This is a genomic window from Jiella mangrovi, assembly GCF_017815135.1.
GTDB classification, from domain to species: Bacteria; Pseudomonadota; Alphaproteobacteria; order Rhizobiales; family Rhizobiaceae; genus Jiella; species Jiella mangrovi.
In genome coordinates this window covers 119736-138144 of the sequence record NZ_JAGJCF010000007.1, presented here as the reverse complement: position 1 = coordinate 138144, position 18409 = coordinate 119736, and the positions used below count along the sequence as shown (strand labels likewise).

The window sequence follows — 18409 nt, the reverse complement described above, 5'->3', positions numbered from 1 at the left end:
CGATGCCGGGTGGCGCCCGTCCTTCAACAGCAATGAAATGACCGGTCAGAGGAGCGCGGCAAGGGGGCGAAGCCATCGATCTCCCCCCTTGTGGGGGAGATGCCGGCAGGCAGAGGGGGGGGGGTAACTCGCCGCGGCCTTTCCGAGCAATGCAACCGCCTCCTCACTCCGCCGCTTCGCTGCGATGGCCAGCCTTATGCGCCAGCGGGTTGTCGAGGTCGGTTCCGCGGGCCGGCAGCGGCCTTTGCGCCGCGTCCTCGTAGCCGATCTGAAACCGCACCCGGTTGATCGCGACACGGGGCATTGTCGGCTGGAAGAGATCGAACTTGGCGAAGCGCTCGGCCATCTGTGGGTGAGCGGCGGCATGGGCGAGGAGCGCGTCGCGCAGAAGGCCGTAGAACCGCGCTTCGCCGAGGATGCCATGGCGCGCGAGGCCGGCCGACAGGAAGCGCAGCACGGTGACGAAATGCGCCGTCTGGATGTTGTGGACGATATAGGCCGGCGGCTTTCGCGGCAGGACGGCGCGGGCGGCCTCCGGCAGGCTGGCGGTCTCGGGAAAGTCCTGATCGACGAGGTCGAGATCGCCCTGAAAGTCCTTCACCGTGATGCCGACCGGCAGGTCGTCTTCGAGGACCACGCTGATGTTCTGGCCATGGGCGATGAAGCCGAGACCGGTGCGGCACAAGATGTGCCAGAGCGGCACGACGGACACCTGAAACAGCCTCGTCAGCCAGTCCTCGATCGAAAGCCCCGAGCGCCGGGCAAAGACCGCCGCCAGCGGCAGACCGTCTGCACCCTCGTGAAAGAGGGCGGCCGCCATCACGACGCGCTTGCCGGGAAGCTTCGCCTCGGCTTGCTCGCGAAAGATCGCGCCGAGGGTTTCGTGCCAGCGATAGGGCGCGTCCGGCGCCTGGGCGAGGATCGGATCGGTCCACCACAGGCCGAGCACCTCACGCTGCACCGTGACGGTCTCCGCCGTCACCGGATCGTCAGCAAGGATCGCCTCGACCCAGTCGGAGATCGCCGCGCCCTGCTCGATGTATTTGCCGGGCATGCCGCGCCAGGCGGAGGTGTTGAGAATGGCGAGCGCGAGCTTCACCTCATAGGGCCCGCCATTTTTCGGAACGAGCGTGCGCAGGCTGGGGCTTGCCACGAACTCCGGGCCGAAGGTGCCGAGATGGCGTGCGCGCCCCGCGGCGATGTCGGCGACGAGGCTCTGGGCGAGGCAATTGTCCCACTGCCAGGGATGGACCGGCATCAGGATCGGCTTGCCGGCCTCGGCGCCATTGCCGGCAGCGGCGATGAGGCGGGCCGCCTCCTCCGGGCCGAGCACCGCGTCGAGCAGTGCGGCATCCTCGATGCCGGCGCCGCTCCCGCGCCGCACATATGCGGGGTCGAGGGCGAGCCATTGCAGCTTGATCGGCTCGGCGCTTTCCGGCGCATAGAGGGCGTGGTCGGTGAGGCCCCAGCCGAGCCGGCCCTTGTTGGCGACGGCCTTGGGATGGCCCTCGAGCGCGGCATGGAGAGCGTCGGTCGGAAGATCGGCGAGCTCTTCGGCCGAAAGGCCGCCCCAGCGCGCGTCGATGGCGCAGTCCTGAAGAAGCGTGTTCTTCAGCTCCTTCAGGAACATCGCCTCCGTCGCCGGCGCCATGGCGAGCTCGGCTCTGGCGTCGATGACGAATTGCAGCGGCGAGGGCGCCTCGCCGTTCCGGCTGATGCTCGCCGGGTCGATGTCGAGATTGCCCCAGATGCGCCGGGTGGCTTCAAAGCTGTAGGTCGCGCCTGAGGCGAGGGACAGCCGGCCATCCCCCGGCGCGAACACCTCCTCGAAGGACAGTTCGCTGATCGCCTTGGCAAGCCAGCGCCGACCGACCGCGTCGAAGCGCTGCTGTGTGACGCTCCCGATCATCTTCAGAACCTCACGGTCGCGAAGAAATCGCCGCGGTCGCAATGCATCAGCGCGGCGCGCTTGTGGGGGAAGTCGAACTCCCGGATCTTCCGGTAGGCGAGGGGGTCGGTATAGCGCAGGAGCTTGACGTTGTCGGCGCGGGGCTCGCCGACGATCTTCTCGGTCATCGGGCAGTCGAGGAAGAGAAAGTGGGTCAGCGACCGGATCCACGCCGCGGTCTTTCGGCGTCCCAGATGCCTGCGCTCGCCGATCAGGCCGTGCCAGCCGCGATCGAAGGGGTGGGCGTCGTAATAGGCGCCGAGCCGGTCCTCGCGGCCCCAGTAGAATTCCAGATAGCCGGCCGGATCGCCGTCGAAACTCGCGATCACCGGTATGACGCTCGGATTGTCGATCCGGGCCGTCAGATAGGCGGCGAGTTCGGCCTCGGACTTGTCCTCTTCCCAGAAGAAGGCGACGCGCGGATCGTTCTGCCAGCGGTGGAAGAGCGACAGATGCTGCTCGAGTTCCAAGACCTCGAAGCCGACGCTCGCTCCCGCCTCGCGGTCGAAGCGCTCGTAGAAGCCGCCGACGGGCTTGGCCGGCCGACGCGGATGGTCGCGGCCGTCCGGGCCTGCGATGAGGCCGGCCGACATGTGCGTTGCCGAAGGATTGTTCGTCCACAGCCCGGCCGATTGATAGAAGCCCGAGCGCTCGACGACGATCGCGCCATCGGCGGCATAGCCGCAGCGAAGCTCGCGCAGGCTGATGCCGTCTTCCGCAAGCCTTGCCGGCGAAAGATCGAGCCGGTCGGCCGCGCTCTCGGCGAAGCGTCGATCGAGTTCGCGCCAAAGCTCGAAGACTTTCGAGCCGGCGGAGACGGGCAGCGGAAATGTCAGGGTCATGCGGCCTCTGTCAAAGCGATGGGGTTGTCGAGTTCGAGAAAGCTGGCGAGCTGGCCGTCGGCGCCGCCATCGGCCTCGTTGACGCCGGAGAGCGAGGTGGCGAAATTGGCCTTGGCGGTGAGGCCGGGGCGCTCCAGGAGCCGGCGGTAGAGGGTGGCGTCGCCGGGTGTCTCGCGGGCGCAGCGTTCGAGAAAGCTCCGCCAGAGGGCGAGAAGGGCGTCCTCCCCGGCAAGCTCGTCGAGGACGATCATCGAGAGCGTGTTCATCACCGAATTGACGACGACGTAGTAGGTGAGGAGTGCATCGCCCGCTTCCGGGGGAACGATGTTCTCGGCCCCTTCGCCAATGCCCGGGCAGACGCTCGACAGCCGCTCGTGGAAGGTCGTCAGATGGCCGGTTCCCTGGCAGTCGCGGATCGCAACGCCGCTTGGCCAGCCGCCTTCGAGCTTCAGCATCATGTTCTGCTGGTGCGAGCCGAAAAGGAGGCCGAAACGGGCCCGCATTTCCAGGATCGGCCAGATCGCCTTGTCGAGAAACGCCGCGAACCAGCGCATCGCCATGGGTGCCGTGTCGCCGTTATCGGAAAGGCTCGTGACGATGCGGCCGAGCGGCGAGAGGCCCTTTCGCGGCGCCTCGCAGAGAGCCGCGAGGATGACCGGGCCGGGCGCTGCGGCGTCGCGATAGGGGTTGTCGCGCAGGACGGCGATGGTCTCGGGGATGAGCGCGCCGCGCTCGTTTGTCAGCGCGGCGAAGGCCGGTTCGGTGAGGATGGTGAGGCCCGCAAAGGTGGCCGAGATCTCCGCCCCGACCGCGCTGTTCAAAAGGTCGGTGACATGCAGCCCGCGCAGAACCTCGCGGTGGGACAACAGCCGCATCGAATTGGTCAGGCGAAGGCTGAGTGAGAATTTCACCATGAAGGGGGCGTGAAAGCCGTGGACCGCCCGCATCGAGGCCGTGGCGCTCCAGTCCGGCCGACCGGGTCCGAGCGGCTCGACTGAGCCTTTGGCGCGCAAGTCGGCGAAGCGCGAGTCGTTCTTCAGACGCGAGAGCTGAAACGGATGGACCGGAAAGACGCGGCGGTTCGTCGGCGGCTCGATGCCGTCGGCGCGGGCAAGGCGTGAAAAGCCTTCGACGGCGAAGCCGCCGCCCGTCCAGCGCTCGGGCTCGACGGCAAACCATTCGAGCGCGAAGCGCCCGCCGGATTCGGGCGCATAGATCGCGGCTTCCTCGGCGGTGATGCCGTCGCGCGAGCGCGGATTGGGATGGAGCACGTGGCCGAAGCGCAAGGCGGTTTCCGCCTTACGGAAGTTCCAGCCCTGCGGATCGCCTTCTGCGTCGCTGGTGCCGCGAATGGCGCGAAGGCTGGCCGCGACCCGCTCGGAAAAGGCCGGTTCGGCCGTCTCGGTGAGGCGTTGCAGCAGTTCCTCGATCCGGGCGGGCCTGCCGGCGATCGTCAAGGGCGGCGCGAATCGACAGCGGAACCGGCTGCGCCCGATGACGGCGACCGTGACCGGGCTTTCATCGCAGAGAGCGAAGCGAAGCTGCGCCCCGTTGAAGTGAGCGCCCTTGAGGCGGTTTTCCCTGAGCGCTGCGTTCAGGAAGGCGTCGAGGGCGGGAATATCGGCAGTTTCGGTCATCGCAGGAACGGCTCCCCCTGGCAGCTTTCGAGCGGCAAACTATAAACATGACTATTGCAGTCAAGATTTTTCTTGACGCTCGTCACCGCGTATGAATTTTGCCGCCTCGATGAACGCTCCTCTCGCTCCCGCCCTGATGGGACACGCATTCCAGCAAACGGCGTTGATGGCGATGCTGCCATTGATCGCCGGGCGGCTCGGCCTGTCCGACCCTGTCGTTGGGACGGCGGTCGCCCTCGGCATGGCTGCATCCACGGCGACCATCCCGCTGATGGGCCTGTTCGGCAGCCGGCGCCTCGTGCGGCCCTCGCTGGTCGCCATGATCGTCTGCTCCATCGGCCTGGCGCTTCTGCTCATCCAGCCGGTGACGCCGGGCCTCGCCCTGATCGGGCTCCTGGGCTTGCGGCTGTTTCAGGGCGTCTCGGCCGCGACGGTGCTGGTGCACGCCCAGACGCTGAGCCTTGCCGGCGGCGCGCGCTCGCGCGAGAGGCTCGCCGCGACACAGTCCTTCGCCGGGATCGGCCGGGCGGCGAGCGCGGTTCTGGTCGGCCCGATGATCGCGATCAGCGTCGTCCTGCCGATGCTTCCGGCGATCGCCGGCAGCGTGTCGAGCCTTTGGGCCATGCGGCACGACGGCCCGCCGCGAACGCCGGAGATCTTCGGTTTCGCGCCGCCCGACATCAAGAGCCTGGCGCTCCCCTTCGTCGTTCAGGCGAGCCTCGGCATCACCCATGTCTCGCTCGCTCCGCTCCTTGCGGCGCAGCCGGGCGCCGGCGATTTCGCCGCCGCGACAACGGCCGGCTTCGCGCTCGCCGCGGCCAATATCGGCCTTCTCGTCGCCCATCGGTTCGTCACGCCGAAGGTGGGGATCGCAGGTCTGCGGCTGGCCGCGCTTGTCGGCGGAGCAGCGCTGCTGTGGATGGCGCTCTGGCCCTCAGCTGGTCTCGTCGTCGCGCTTTCGGCCATCGTCGGCGGGGCCAGCGCGATGCTGCTCACCCACAATCTTCACGGCGCGCTTCGCCGGTCACAGGCGCGGGGCGCCAGCCAGGCCGCCTGGAACGCCACCGTCTCCACCGGCGGGCTTGCCGTCGGCGCCCTGATCGGCTCGGCCGTCCTCACCTTCGGCCCGGACCGATCGGTCATTTTGTCGGCCATCCTCATGGCTTCGGCCATGCTGGCCATTTCGTCATCGAGGAAACCCGCGGCATGAGACAGGATACTGAAATCGTCGACCTCGCTGGGATCGGCATCGGCCCGTTCAACCTCAGCCTCGCGGCGTTGGCCGACGGCATTCCAGCCGTTGCAACCGCCTTTTTCGAGCGGCGCGAAACCTTCGCCTGGCACCCCGGGCTGTGCTTCCCCGATGCGATGCTGCAGACCTCGCCCCTGAAGGACCTCGTCACGCCGGTCTGCCCGACCAGCCCGTGGAGCTTCCTCAACCATCTGGTCGAGAAGGGGCGGTTCTTCGACTTCATGTCGGCGCGTTTCGAGACGGTCTCGCGGCAGGAGTTCAGCACCTATCTCGCCTGGGCGGCCGAAGGCCTTTCCTCGACGCATTTCGGCGCATCGGTGGAGTCGGTCAGATACGAGGACGGATATTTCCGGCTGGGCTTCGACGACCGCCCGGAGTGCCGCGCGCGGGCGCTCGCCATCGGCACCGGCCGCGTGCCGATGATTCCGGCCGGCGTCGTGACGGGCCCGGCCTGCTTCCATGCCAGCCGCTATCTGGAGATCCGGCCGAAGGTCGCCGGCCGCCGGGTCGCCGTCGTCGGCGGCGGCCAGTCGGGCGCCGAGGTGGTGCTCAACCTTTTGCAGCAAGATGGCCCGTCGGCGCCCGCCTCGATCGACTGGATCAGCCGCCGCGACGGCTTCTGGACCCTGCAGGAGGGCGGCCTCGTCGACCAGTTCTTCACCCCCGGCTATCTCGCGGCCTATCGCGAGATGCCGCTGGAGGTTCAGGCGCGGGCGCTCGCCTCGCAGAAATTCGCCTCGGACGGGCTGACGCCCGCGACCGCCGACGAGATCTATCGCCATCTTTATCGCCGCCGGCATCTCGAAGGCCGCGACGACGTTTGTCTCCATCCCGGGCGCAATCTCCTTCACATCCGTCCGGGCGGCTGTGGCCAGACGGTCGTCTCCTCCAACGCGGAGGGCATGCGCGAGGCGCTGGAGGCGGATGTCGTCGTTCTTGCCACGGGATATCGCGCCGCCGCACCCTCCTGCCTAGCGGGTCTCGGCAGCCGCCTGGCGCTCGAAACCGACGGGGCGCTGGCACTCGGAGCGAACTACCGCGTCGTCTGGGACGGGCCCGACGACAATCCGATCTACGGGCTCAATCAGGGGCGCCGCACCTATGGCGTCATCGACCCGCAGCTTTCGATGGCGGCCTGGCGCAGCGCCGTCATCCTCAACGATCTCTGCGGCCGTGCGGTCTTTCCCCTCGCCGAGGAAGACCCCCTCGTTCGCTGGCGAGGCGATGGGGAGAGCGACGATGCCGGGGCACGCCCGTTGCCGCGGCTGACGGCGTCCTGACCGAGCGTCAAAAAGGGGGTATGGCGCGTGGTTGGTCGCATTGACGCGATCCTGCAAAGTGATCCTTAGGGAATTTTTGCAATTGTCACCGGCAACCATCAGTCTCACCGGAACAAGCGCACATGATCTCGGGTCACGACGGCAAGGTTGCCTTGGGCGGCATCTTCGACAGCCTCGGCCGCTTTGCGGCGGCGAATGGCGGCAATTTCGGGCTGATCTTCGGGTTGTCGGCCGTTCCCCTGATCCTGGGTATCGGCGGCGCCGTCGACTACTCCAACGCTCTGCGCGAAAAATCGAGTGTCCAGGCGGCCGCCGATTCCGCTGCGCTGACCGCCGCCAAATATTCCGGCAATGACGAGAAGGCGCGGATCGAGCGCGCCGACATGTACTTCAAGGCCAATCTCGATCCCGATATCGAAGTGCAGTCGACCGCTCTCAAGAAAGTCGACGGGTCCTGGGTCTATGACGCGACCTTCTCCATGCCGACGGCCTTTCTGGGCCTGATCAGCATCGACAAGCTCGACATGGCGGTCCAGTCGGTGGTCAAGCAGTCAGACACCCCCCTCGACATTGCGCTGGTCCTCGATTCGACCGGCTCGATGGAGTATTATGGCAAGATGACGCAGCTCAAGGCTGCGGTGAACCTCTTCCTCGACAATTTCGACGACGTCTCTGAGGAAGCCAAGGTGCAGGTGGCAATGATCCCGTTCGACTATCAGATCAGGATCGACGACGCCAACATGACGATGCTCGAGCCGCCAAAGGCCGATTGCCGTTTCCTGTCTGAGCCGGACAAGGGCTACTGCAATTCCGGCGATGACGGCTTCGTCCTCGGCACCGGCGAGACCTACTATGCCGGCCGAGACCGTTCGTCGCACAGATATATAAAATATTACTACACGGCGAGTGATACGCCCGATCAGGTTCTCAAGATCACGCGGTATACCTATAGCTGTAAGAAAAGGACGTACAGCGATTGTACCATCAGCGATGCGTCCCTGGTCTATAGCCGTGACGAGACGTTGACGAAGGTCTATGGAAATTATTCGGGCTGCATCATGGATCGCCTGCAGCCATACGACACGACACCCGACGTCGCCGTCTCCAGCGACGCCGAGACCCTCTATACCCGCTCGGCCGCGTGCAGCAGCTCGTTGCAGCCGGTGGTCGGCCTGACGGACGACTTCGACGGTCTGAGAACCGCCGTCGCCAAGCTCACCCCGTCCGGCACCACCAACATCGCCATCGGCGTCCAGTGGGGCATGGAGGCGCTGACCAGCGCCAATCCGCTGCAGGGGGCGAATTCCGATACGCGCACCAAGAAGATCATGGTCGTTCTGACCGATGGCGACAACACGCAGGACCGCTGGTACAACTCCTCCGACAGTGCATCGATCGACGATCGCACCGAGCTCGCCTGCTCCAGTGCCAAGGCGATGACCAACACCGACGGCTCCGACCTCGAACTCTACACGATCCGGGTGATCGAGGGGAACGAGACGCTCCTGCAGAACTGCGCGACCGACGCCGGCCACTATTATTCGGTAAAGCAAGCGAGCGAGCTGAGCGCGGTTTTCCAGGACATCGCCGAACGCGTGAAGCGCCTGCGGATCGTCAGCTGACGCGGCAGGGCCGCTTCGGTTGATCTATTGCCCTTTGAACGAGGCGCCCGATTCTTTTGCAATCGATCGCTCGAGCCCGCCGGCGCACCGGCGGATCTTCGGCTGCGTGTCGCCCGACTTTCGGGGCATGACGCATGGACCAGTGCGGTCGATCGTCGTCCGGCGGTTCCGATCCGGCGGGCTTGCCGATAAGAAGGCATGACGGACGACGATAACCGGTATCAGCTGAGTGCCAATGACCAACGCCGCCACCGAAAAACCCGACGGGCCGCAATTTTCCAAAGGCTTCGATCCCGCCTATGGCCGCGCCGTCGAAGTCGCCCCCGGCATTTTGCGGGTGACGGCGAACAACCCGTCGCCCATGACTTTCGCGGGAACCAACAGCTATGTCGTCGGCGACGACGCGCGCTGTTTCGTGATCGATCCGGGGCCGGCGGACGATCGCCATCTCGAAACGCTGCTTGGCGCCGTCGCCGGGCGAAGGGTCGATGCGGTTCTTCTCACCCACACCCATTCGGACCACTCCGCGCTGGCGATGCGCTTTTCGGCAAAGGTTGCAGCGCCGCTTTTCGGCGCCAAGGGGCGTGGGGCGATAGAGAATGCCGAGGAGGGCAAACCGCTCGACGTTCCGCCGGCCGAAGACATCGTCTATGCCCGCCACCTCGGCGACGGCGACAGGCTCGATCTCGCAGGCCGGACCGTCGAGACCGTCGCGACGCCCGGCCACGCCTTCGATCACCTGGCGCTGGCGCTGCCGGAGGCAGGTGTCCTGTTTTCAGGCGATCACGTCATGGCCTGGTCGACGCCGGTCGTCGCGCCGCCCGACGGCGCGATGGGCGACTACATGGCCTCGCTCGAAAAGCTCCTCGGGCGCACGGAAGACGTCTATCTGCCCGGCCATGGCGGCCCGGTGGAGCGGCCGGTTCCCTTCGTCCGTGGGCTGATCCGGCATCGGCTGATGCGTGAGGCGACGATCCTCAAGCACCTTGCGGCCGGTGACGGGACGATCGACCAGATCGTCGCCGCGACCTATCCCGGCCTTGATCCGAGACTGACCCGCGCCGCCGGCCTCTCGGTCCTGGCGCATCTTCTCGATCTGGAAGAGCGCGGCCAAATCGTCAAGGCAGGCGATGCGAACGGGATGGCGACCTACCGGCTGGTCTCGCCGGTCGGGTAAGTCGGGCCGCCCGCACCGTCACGAGCCTGTCGAGACCTGACCGGCCAGTGCCGTGTCGAGATCGGCGAAGAAGCCTTCGAGGAAGCGTCGGTTCTGGCCGAAGTCGATCTGCATCCGGAGCGAGGTCGAGCGGGCATCGACGAAGGTCTCGTTGCCATCCTCGACGATGCGGATGACGACGATGCTCGGCAGGCCGAGCAGAAAGTCGCGGGCCGTCGCCTCGATGCGGTACTGATCGCTGTCGCGGGTGCCGGCGAGGTCTTCGGCGCTCAGCTGCTCGGCCTCGGCGCGTGACGTCGGGACGGGAATGTCGATCGTGCCGCTGACGCCGAGATCGCCGGTCTCGGGACCGGTCGGCTGGTCGTCGGGATCGCCGACGACGACGTCGTCGATCTTCCAGCCCTTGTCTGCGAGAACCAGGCGAGCCGCCTTGTAGATCTCGGGTGCGGCAGCCAGAAACCGCCGTCCGGTGACGATGCTCGGCGGATCCTCGGCATTGATCGCCCGCTGCCAGCGCGGCAGGGTGTCCTGCGGCGCATCGACGACGCCCGGGTCGACGTCAGGCTCCATGCCCTCGCTATAGGCGGTGTTGGCACGGGGATTTTCCACTGCCAGGAATGCCGCGAAAGCGAAGGGCGAAAGCGCGACCAGTGAAAAGGCAAAGGCGGCGATCAGCTTGCCACCGCCCAGGAGCCCGCCGAACCAGACCCGCGCCAGACCGTAGACAGCGATGACGAAGGCGATCGCCGCCATCGCCGCCGACAGGATCAGAAGGCCCGCCAGCGCCTGTGGCTCGATCCCCCGCATTCTGAAGACCGCGAAACCAACCACCACCAGAACAAGCGCGAACACGGCGAGCCAGCGGGCGAAGCCGGCAAGCCGCACGCGCTTGCGGACGAAATGGCCGGAGACCGGGAGGTTGGCGAAGGCCATGGTCATGAAAACGGGCTCATGAAAGCGGGCTCACGGAACGATCACGGCCGGACCTTAGCCGAAATCGCGGCTGCCGGGAAAGGCCGGCTTTCGAACCTTCCCGGGCCGGGTGCGGCGCGGCCGGCTTCGGGGGTTCCCTCACGCCGTCGGCAGAACATAGTCGCCAAACTCCTCGCGCAATGCCGTCTTGCGGATCTTGCCTGCCGCCGTATGGGGGATTTCCTCGACGAAGACCACGTCGTCGGGCATCCACCATTTGGCGATCTTGCCCTCCAGGAAGCCGAGGAGATCGTCCTTTGTCGGGTTCCTGCCGTCCCTCTTGACGCAGATCAGAAGCGGCCGCTCGTCCCATTTGGGATGCTGCAGGCCGATGACGGCGGCCTCGCTCACATCGGGGTGACCGACGGCGATGTTCTCGATCTCGATCGAGGAGATCCACTCGCCGCCCGATTTGATGACGTCCTTCGCGCGGTCGGTGATCTGCATGTAGCCGTGCGGGTCGATATGGGCGACGTCCCCGGTGTCGAACCAGCCTTCGTCGTCGAAGAGTTCGGCGCCCTGGTTCTTGTAGTAGGAGCTGGCGACTGCCGGCCCGCGCACCTTCAGCCGGCCGAAGGTCTTGCCGTCGCGCGGCAGGGTGACGTTGGCGTCGTCGGTCACCTTCATCTCGACGCCGAAGGGTGGAAAGCCCTGCTTGTCTTCGACGGCGAGAAGGTCCTCGCCGGTCAGATCGGCATATTCCGGCTTGATGGCACAGAGCGTGCCGAGCGGGCTCATCTCCGTCATGCCCCAGGCATGGACGACCTGGGCGCCATAGCGGTTCTGGAATGCCTCGGTCACCCGGCGCGGGCAGGCCGAACCGCCGATGATCACCCGCTCGAGATCGGGCAACTCGCCGCCATGCTCCTCGAGATATTGCAGCAGCATCAGCCAGACGGTGGGAACCGCCGCCGTGCAGGTCACCCTCTCCTCGGTCAGGATCTTGTAGACCGACGCGCCGTCCATGGCCGGCCCCGGCATGACCAGGGCCGCGCCGGTCATCGGCGTCGTCAGGGCGATGCCCCAGCCATTGGCATGGAAGAACGGCACGATGGGCAGCATGCGAGAGGACGACGACAGGTTCATCGCGTCCGGCGCCTGGGCGATCATCGAATGCAGGACGTTGGAGCGATGGGAGTAGACGACGCCCTTCGGGTTGCCCGTCGTTCCGGAGGTGTAGCACATGCCGGCGGCCGTCGTTTCGTCGAACTCGCGCCAGGAAAAATCGCCGTCGGCGCCCTTCAGCCATTCCTCATAGGCGACGACGTTGTCGAGCTTGGTCTGCGGCATGTGCTCGGCGTCGGTGAGGACGACGACCGTCTTCAGGCTGGGCACCTTCGGCGCGAGCGCCTCGATCAGCGGCATGAAGGTGATGTCGACGAAGATGAGCTTGTCTTCCGCGTCGTTCATGATCCAGGCGAGCTGCTCGGGGAAGAGCCGCGGGTTGAGGGTGTGATAGATCCCGCCCATGCCGGTGATGCCGTACCAGCATTCCAGATGCCGCCAGGTGTTCCAGGCCATGGTGGCGATCCGGTCGCCGGGTTGGAAGCCGTCGCGCTCGAGCATCTGGGCGATCTTCAGGGCGCGATCGCGCACCTCGCGGTAGTTGGTGCGGTGCATCGGCCCCTCGACCGAGCGGCTGACGACCTCGCGCAGCGGATGCTCGTGTGCCGCATGGTCGATCACCTTCGAGCACAGTAGCGGCCAGTCCTGCATCAATCCGCGCATCATGGTTCCTCCCTTGGCGCCACAGCGGCGTTCGGCCGCCGCGTTTTCTCGTTGAGCGCACTGTGTCGCCAAAGGACGCGGCTTGTCCAGCCGTTTGGCAGAGGAACAAAGTTTGGACATTTCCCACCGTCACAACCCTGTGCAAGGGACGACAACACAGGGGAGTTCGTCATGCAGATCAATCAGGCGGTCGAGGGCGATCCGTTCGAGGCAGGCGAGAGCGTCGAGGCGGTGGAATTCGAAATCGCGCTCGGCACGAGCGATCTCGGCGAGACGAGCTTCGAGGATTGCGTCCGGCAGGCCGCCGAGATGATCGGCGGGGAACTTCTGTTCGCCATGCCGGCCGACGGATCGATCGAGGACGCGCGCGAGATAGCCGCGATCCGCATCGGCGATGCGAATGAAGGCGGCGGCCGCGTCCTCTTCGCCGTCTTGAACGGCGAGGGTGATGCGGTGCGGGTGGCGGACCGCGAAGAGGTCGGCGACCGGTTCCACGGATTTGCCCGCGCCTTCGTCGGCGTTCTGTCGCGTATTCGCGACGAGATGCCGTCATTCGGAAGGCTGGTCCCCGAGGGCACTGCCTGAGGGCTTCAACGAAGGGCTCCGTCGTTGCTCGCTCGTGGGCTTCGGCGTCGGCGAGCGGCGCCTTACCAGCGCAGGAACATCCTGCCGGCCACGGCACCGCCGGCGACGAGGATGAGCGTCGCCAACGGATACCAGAGCGCCACGAAGAGCGGCGAATCGCTCGGGCAATGGGCCGCGTAGAACACCGCCGAGACGCCGGCGGCCGCGAGCCCGGCGACGCCGCCGGCCAGCCCTGGCCGAGTGGGCGCCTGCTGCGAGAGCGCGACGACGAAGAGCGCCAGGACCGGCGCGCCGATCGCCGGAATGGCGACGAGGCAGGTCCAGGCGTTGGCGGTGAACGCCTGCGCGCCCCAGAGATCGGCGGGAACGACGACAAGTTCGACCATTACGGCAGCAGACAGAACGGCGGCCGGAACGAGGAGCATCCTCGCCCGGCTGCGCCATGGCCGGGCCGGCCGGGCCAGCGCAGCCAGAAGGCCGAGCGCGGCGATCGCCAGAAGGCCGGCCTCGACGAATTTCATGTCGAAGCGCAGCGTCGACAGCGACGCCAGGAAATCCGGCCGCGGGCCGAGCAACGCCATGAAGCCGGCAAAGCCGATGACCGGCGCGAACAGGGCGGCAAGCCACAGCGGCAAGACGAAGCTCTCGCCGTCCCGCGCGTTTCTCTCCGCCAGTTGCGCGATCAGATCATCGGTCTGCATCAGGTCCTTCCGAATTTTCTGGCGATCGTCGAGAGACCCCGGTGAAACGCCACCCTGACGGCCCCCTCGCTCATATCGAGGTCGCGGGCCGTCTGGCTGATCGACTTTCCCTCGACCGATAGGGCCGAGACGACCGCCTGTTGTCTCCCGCCGAGCGAGGCGACCGCCCGTCCGACATCGTGGCCGGTGGCTGTCGGCATCGCCGAAGGATCCTCAAAGACATCGCCCATCGCGTCGATGTCGATCTCCACCCGCTTGCCGCGCCTGCGATAGGCGTCGATGGCCTTGTAGCGGGCAATCGCCAGAAGCCAGGGGGTGACCGGCTCACCCACCCGCCAGGTGTGCCGCTTGGTATGAACCGCCAGAAGAACCTCCTGCACGAGATCCTCGAGATCGAACCCGGCCGAATGGTGCGGCATGCGACCTGCAGCGAAGCGGCGGACGATGATGGCCGCCTCGGTCAGAAAGGCCCGATAGGCCTTCTCGTCACCTGCGACGGCCCGACCCATGAGCGCATCGAGCGCCTGACGTTTCGACGATGGGGCGGGCGCCATGACCGTCCTTTCGAAGCGGTGCCGGAAATTGTTTCGACCATGCCGATTTTTTTCCCGCGCGACATCGCCGCGCATTCACTTGCGTGTGAAATCGCCTTTTGCCGCAACTATCCCGTCGACCAACCGGGAGGGTCGGACGAATTTTCACCCGTCCATGGGCCGCGATGGCGCTGCCGCCGAACGTCGGTTGCGCCGGCAAGGGCTCGCGGGACGCCTTTTGCCGGGCCACGACAGCGAGGGGGGGCACGTGTCTGCGCTCTGCCGCCTGTCGCAATTCCCGCAGTTCCGCCTTGCTACAGCAGTTCCTTCGGCTGCCAGTCCACCGCTTCGAGGCTGGTTTTCGCCGGTGCCGGGTCGGACAGGATCATCAGCCCGTGGAGATCGGCGGTGACGTCCGCCTTGCCCCGGCCGAGCGCCGCGATCACCTTGCCGTCCTTGATGTAGAAGGCGGTGTAGCTGCCGGCGGCGAGGTCACCCGCGATGTGGCATTCGTCGAAATCGGCGGCGTGGCCGACATAGTGGATCGGCCCGTATTGCGCCGACCAGAAGAACGGCACGCCGGCAAACGGCGTCGTGTCGCCGAGCATGGCCTTCGCCGCGTGACGGCCATGCTGTTCGGCAACCCGCCAATGCTCGATCCTTGCCGAGTAGCCACGGCCGTTCAGCGGGAATTTGGCGACGTCGCCGCCGGCAAAGAGGCTGGCATCGACCGACAGATCGGGCGCGACCTCGACGCCCCCGGCCGCCGCGGCCTCCGTGCCGAAGATCGACAGGCGCGGCTTTGCCCCGACCGCCAGGAGAACGAGATCGGCCGGCACTTCCTCGCCGCTCGACAGATGCACGGCACAAAGATCGCCGCGATTTGCCTCGATCGCCGATATGCCGGTGCTGGTCTTGATGGTGACGCCCTTCTCGCGGTGCTGTCCGACGATCTGGCCGGCGACCTCCTCGCCCCATTTGCCGGCGAAGGGCAGGGCCTCCTGCGCGACGACGGTGACGGTCTTGCCGCTCTGGACGAGAGCGGCTGCGGCCTCCATGCCGATGAAGCCGGCGCCGACGATGACGATCTCCTGCGCCGTCTCGCCCGCCTTCCTGACCGCCGCCGCATCCTCATGGCTGCGAAGGGTCAGGACATTCGGCAGATCGGTATTGTCCAGCGGCAGGACGACCGCGTCGCTTCCCGGCGCGGCGAAGCAGCGGTCGTAAACCAGGCCCTTGTCCGGACCGATCTTGCCGGCGAAGTGGATGGTGCGGTTGGCCGCGTCGATCCGCTCGACGGTCTCGGTGATGTGCTCGACGCCGATCGCGGCGAGGCCGTCGGAGCCGAGAAGGGAAAGGTCGTCGTCGCTCGTCTTGCCCTGGAGGTAGGTCTTCGACAGGGCGGTGCGATCATAGGGCGGTTCGCCCTCTTCGCTGATCATCACGATCCGCCCGTCGAAGCCCTGACGCACCAGCTCCTGCGCGCAGCCGACAGCGGCCGCGCCGGCGCCGACGATGGCGAAGATCCGCGTGCCGCCGGCCTTGCGCTCGGCCGGCGCGACCTCCGGCCGATGCTCCGATGCGGCCTCGGGCAGCTCGACGATGACACGTCCGTCGACGACAGCGGTCTCGAAGCTCGAAAGGCAACCCTGTCCGGGCGGCTCGGTATGATCACCATTGGTCAGATCGAAACAGGCATGGTGCCAGGGGCAGATGACACGATTGCCGATCCGCGTGCCGTTCTTCAGCGGCGCACCCTTGTGGGTGCAGCGGGCGCCGGTGGCGAGGACCTGATCGCCGTCACGAGCCAGCAGGATCTTGATGTCGCCGGCCTCGACTTCGTGAAGGCCGTCGTCGGAGAGGTCGGCCAGGGCACAGACGTCGTGTTTCATCGTCACTCGCTCAGACTTTGGAATGGTTCGATTGAACGCCAACGGCGAGCGATACAGGCAGGTTCCGTCACGCCGATGGCGGGCGGTCGCGGAAACCGGAGGCGACCGGCGGGTTTGCCTTCGCAATCAACAGCCGTCGCAAGGCTGATCGGCAAACGCCGCTTGCCGGGTATCACTGGCGACATCACATTCACTGCCGGTTCCAAAACCCTTGGAATCGCCGATCAGCGGAACTGTTCGGATCCAGCAGCCGATCCGGCCATGTGGCCGGTGCACCAGCCAGAGACAGATCTCAGCCACGATGCATCCTTCCCTTCGAGAGCGCGCCCGCACACTGATCGAGACCACCGGCTTCGAACGGGCTGTCACGGCGCTCATCGTCCTGAACGCGTTCACTCTCGGCCTGGAGACCAGTGAAAGGGTGATGGCTGCCGCGGGGCCGTTTCTGATCGGCCTCGATCGCGCCATTCTTGCGGCTTTCGTCGCCGAACTCCTGCTTCGTCTCTACGTCCGCAGGCTGGCCTTCTTTCGCGACCCGTGGCGGGTTTTCGATCTGATCGTCGTCGGTTTCGCGCTGGTGCCGGCAACGGGCAATCTCTCGGTGCTGCGTGCGTTCCGCATCCTGCGCGTGTTGCGGCTGATCGGCTCGGTCCCCTCGATGCGCCGTGTCGTCGCCGGCCTGTTGAGCGCGATCCCCGGCATGGGCTCGATCGTTCTGCTTCTCACGCTGATTTTCTATGTCTTTGCGGTGATGGCGACGAAACTCTTCGGTGAAGCCTTCCCCGAATGGTTCGGCACGCTCGGCGAATCGGCCTATTCGCTGTTCCAGATCATGACGCTGGAGAGCTGGTCGATGGGCATCGTCCGACCGGTGATGGAGGCATTCCCCTATGCCTGGGCATTTTTCGTCCCGTTCATCGTGATCACGAGCTTTGCCGTGCTCAACCTGTTCGTCGGTATCATCGTCGACGCGATGCAGAGCCAGCACCAGTCGGACGCCCATGACGAGCGCGAGGCGATGATGAACGATATGGGGGCGGTGCTGGCCGAAGTCCGAGCGCTGCGGACCGAGATGGCGTCGCTTCAATCGCAATTGCGCCAAGGGCAGATGGTCTCAGCCCCGTCACAAGGGACGAATCCGGACTGACCGCATCGTCGCCTGTCGCGGGAGTGGAAAGGCCCATCCATCCGGCGGCAGCGGGAAACCGCGGGAACGTCGGCTTTTCGGCAGTTCCGCTCAGCGCGATGACAGTGCTGTGACGGGTCGCCTCGTGGCAAAGAAAAGCGGGCGGCCAATGCCACCCGCTCCGTTTCTTTCGGTCTGTCGATCGGATCAGACGTAGGCGCCGGATCCGACGATCACCGGCGCGCCCTGCGGCACGCGGTCATACAGATCGATGATGTCCTGGTTCATGAAGCGGATGCAGCCCGAGGAATCATTGGTGCCGATCGTCCAGTATTCGGGCGAGCCGTGCAGGCGATAGAGCGTGTCGCGGCCATTCTGGAAGAGGTAGAGGGCCCTGGCGCCGAGCGGGTTCATGATGCCGCCGGGCATGCCGTTGCGGTATTCCTCCAGATCGGGTTTGCGATCGATCATCTCGCTCGGCGGTGTCCAGGTCGGCCAGATCTTCTTGAACTGGACCCTGGCCTTGCCGCTCCAGCCGAAGCCTTCACGCCCCACGCCGACGCCGTAGCGCATGGCGCGACCGCCGGGCATGACATAATAGGCGAACTTCGCGCTCGTATCGACGACGACGGTGCCCGGTGCCGCACCCGTGGGATCGGCGACCTCGCGGCGCAGAAACTGTTCGGGAACACGGTCGAGATTGACGGCGGGAATGACCTCGCCGTGGTCGACCATCTGGCCGTACATCTCTCTGTAGCGGGGATTGCCGTAGGCGCCCCCGCCGGAAAACGCGGTGAGGGAAGCGATCCGCGCGCGGGTCGAACTCGCGCAGCCGGATGCCGTGGCAATGGCGCCGACGCCAGCCACGGTCAGGAAGCCACGCCGCGACAGAAGTCGCTCGTTGAAATCGGTCATCGTTCCAGCCTTGATCTTATTATTTCGGATTCGGCCATTCTACGGGCCGATCCTTCGCAAATCATTGTACACAAACGACCAAGTGACGAAGTGGTTCCCGGATCACACACGCTTGAGCGCCAGTCGCTTGCCGGACGACTGTGGCATCGGCGCCAGTGTCTTCAGGAGTGTCGGTCTTTCGAAGGTTGCCGACGGCCAG

15 protein-coding genes are annotated in these 18409 nt (G+C 66.1%); 6 read left to right on the top strand and 9 right to left on the bottom strand.

Features of this window, described 5'->3' with window-relative positions; translation table 11 throughout:
- Positions 1-163: 163 nt before the first annotated feature.
- The 3 genes from J6595_RS12480 to J6595_RS12470 are packed head-to-tail and all read right to left on the bottom strand — an operon-like array spanning position 164 to position 4427.
- Positions 164-1909 carry an IucA/IucC family protein gene (locus J6595_RS12480; RefSeq protein ID WP_209594890.1) on the bottom strand — a complete coding sequence of 582 codons (1746 nt, stop codon included), beginning with the start codon at positions 1907-1909 and terminating at the stop codon, positions 164-166.
- A gap of 2 nt (positions 1910-1911) precedes the next feature.
- Positions 1912-2790 (bottom strand): GNAT family N-acetyltransferase, encoded by an 879-nt coding sequence (locus J6595_RS12475; protein WP_209594889.1) that lies wholly within the window; start codon positions 2788-2790, stop codon positions 1912-1914.
- Positions 2787-4427, bottom strand: a complete 1641-nt coding sequence (locus J6595_RS12470) for an IucA/IucC family protein (protein WP_209594888.1) — start codon at positions 4425-4427, stop codon at positions 2787-2789. Before J6595_RS12470 ends, J6595_RS12475 begins: the two co-directional genes overlap by 4 nt.
- 109 nt (positions 4428-4536) lie before the next feature.
- Here J6595_RS12470 and J6595_RS12465 point away from each other — a divergent pair, with 109 nt between their 5' ends.
- The 4 genes from J6595_RS12465 (at position 4537) to J6595_RS12450 (ending at position 9758) form a co-directional block, all read left to right on the top strand.
- The gene (locus J6595_RS12465) at positions 4537-5637 is read left to right on the top strand and encodes a hypothetical protein (RefSeq protein ID WP_209594887.1); all 1101 of its coding nucleotides are present in this window, start codon (positions 4537-4539) and stop codon (positions 5635-5637) included.
- A complete protein-coding gene (locus J6595_RS12460; protein ID WP_209594886.1) occupies positions 5634-6959 on the top strand; it encodes a lysine N(6)-hydroxylase/L-ornithine N(5)-oxygenase family protein in 1326 nt (441 codons plus the stop codon). The genes J6595_RS12465 and J6595_RS12460 overlap by 4 nt, the downstream gene beginning before the upstream one ends.
- A gap of 122 nt (positions 6960-7081) precedes the next feature.
- Positions 7082-8581, top strand: a complete 1500-nt coding sequence (locus tag J6595_RS12455; RefSeq protein ID WP_209594885.1) for a TadE/TadG family type IV pilus assembly protein — start codon at positions 7082-7084, stop codon at positions 8579-8581.
- A 235-nt stretch (positions 8582-8816) separates the two neighbouring features.
- On the top strand, positions 8817-9758 hold the full coding sequence (locus J6595_RS12450; RefSeq protein ID WP_209594884.1) for an MBL fold metallo-hydrolase: 942 nt from the start codon (positions 8817-8819) through the stop codon (positions 9756-9758).
- 18 nt (positions 9759-9776) lie between these two features.
- Here the strand turns inward: J6595_RS12450 and J6595_RS12445 are convergent, their stop codons facing one another.
- Positions 9777-10697, bottom strand: a complete 921-nt coding sequence (locus J6595_RS12445; protein WP_209594883.1) for a DUF1499 domain-containing protein — start codon at positions 10695-10697, stop codon at positions 9777-9779.
- Positions 10698-10829: 132 nt separating this feature from the next.
- Positions 10830-12458, bottom strand: a complete 1629-nt coding sequence (locus J6595_RS12440; RefSeq protein WP_209594991.1) for a long-chain-fatty-acid--CoA ligase — start codon at positions 12456-12458, stop codon at positions 10830-10832.
- Between the two features lie 171 nt (positions 12459-12629).
- On the opposite strand from J6595_RS12440, the gene J6595_RS12435 reads away from it, so the two are divergent.
- Positions 12630-13043: a hypothetical protein gene (locus J6595_RS12435; protein ID WP_209594882.1), complete on the top strand. Its 414-nt coding sequence runs from the start codon at positions 12630-12632 to the stop codon at positions 13041-13043.
- Positions 13044-13105: 62 nt separating this feature from the next.
- Here the strand turns inward: J6595_RS12435 and J6595_RS12430 are convergent, their stop codons facing one another.
- The 3 genes from J6595_RS12430 to J6595_RS12420 form a co-directional block, all read right to left on the bottom strand.
- Complete coding sequence (locus J6595_RS12430) at positions 13106-13744, bottom strand: NrsF family protein (RefSeq protein WP_209594881.1); 639 nt, start codon at positions 13742-13744, stop codon at positions 13106-13108.
- Complete coding sequence (locus J6595_RS12425) at positions 13744-14298, bottom strand: sigma-70 family RNA polymerase sigma factor (RefSeq protein ID WP_209594880.1); 555 nt, start codon at positions 14296-14298, stop codon at positions 13744-13746. Before J6595_RS12425 ends, J6595_RS12430 begins: the two co-directional genes overlap by 1 nt.
- Before the next feature lie 293 nt (positions 14299-14591).
- Positions 14592-16169 (bottom strand): FAD-dependent oxidoreductase, encoded by a 1578-nt coding sequence (locus J6595_RS12420; protein WP_209594879.1) that lies wholly within the window; start codon positions 16167-16169, stop codon positions 14592-14594.
- A gap of 301 nt (positions 16170-16470) precedes the next feature.
- Between J6595_RS12420 and J6595_RS12415 the strand changes: the two genes are divergently transcribed.
- Positions 16471-17316, top strand: a complete 846-nt coding sequence (locus J6595_RS12415) for an ion transporter (protein ID WP_209594878.1) — start codon at positions 16471-16473, stop codon at positions 17314-17316.
- 186 nt (positions 17317-17502) lie between these two features.
- Here J6595_RS12415 and J6595_RS12410 read toward each other — a convergent pair whose 3' ends face one another.
- Positions 17503-18210, bottom strand: a complete 708-nt coding sequence (locus J6595_RS12410; protein WP_209594877.1) for a L,D-transpeptidase — start codon at positions 18208-18210, stop codon at positions 17503-17505.
- Positions 18211-18409: the final 199 nt, after the last annotated feature.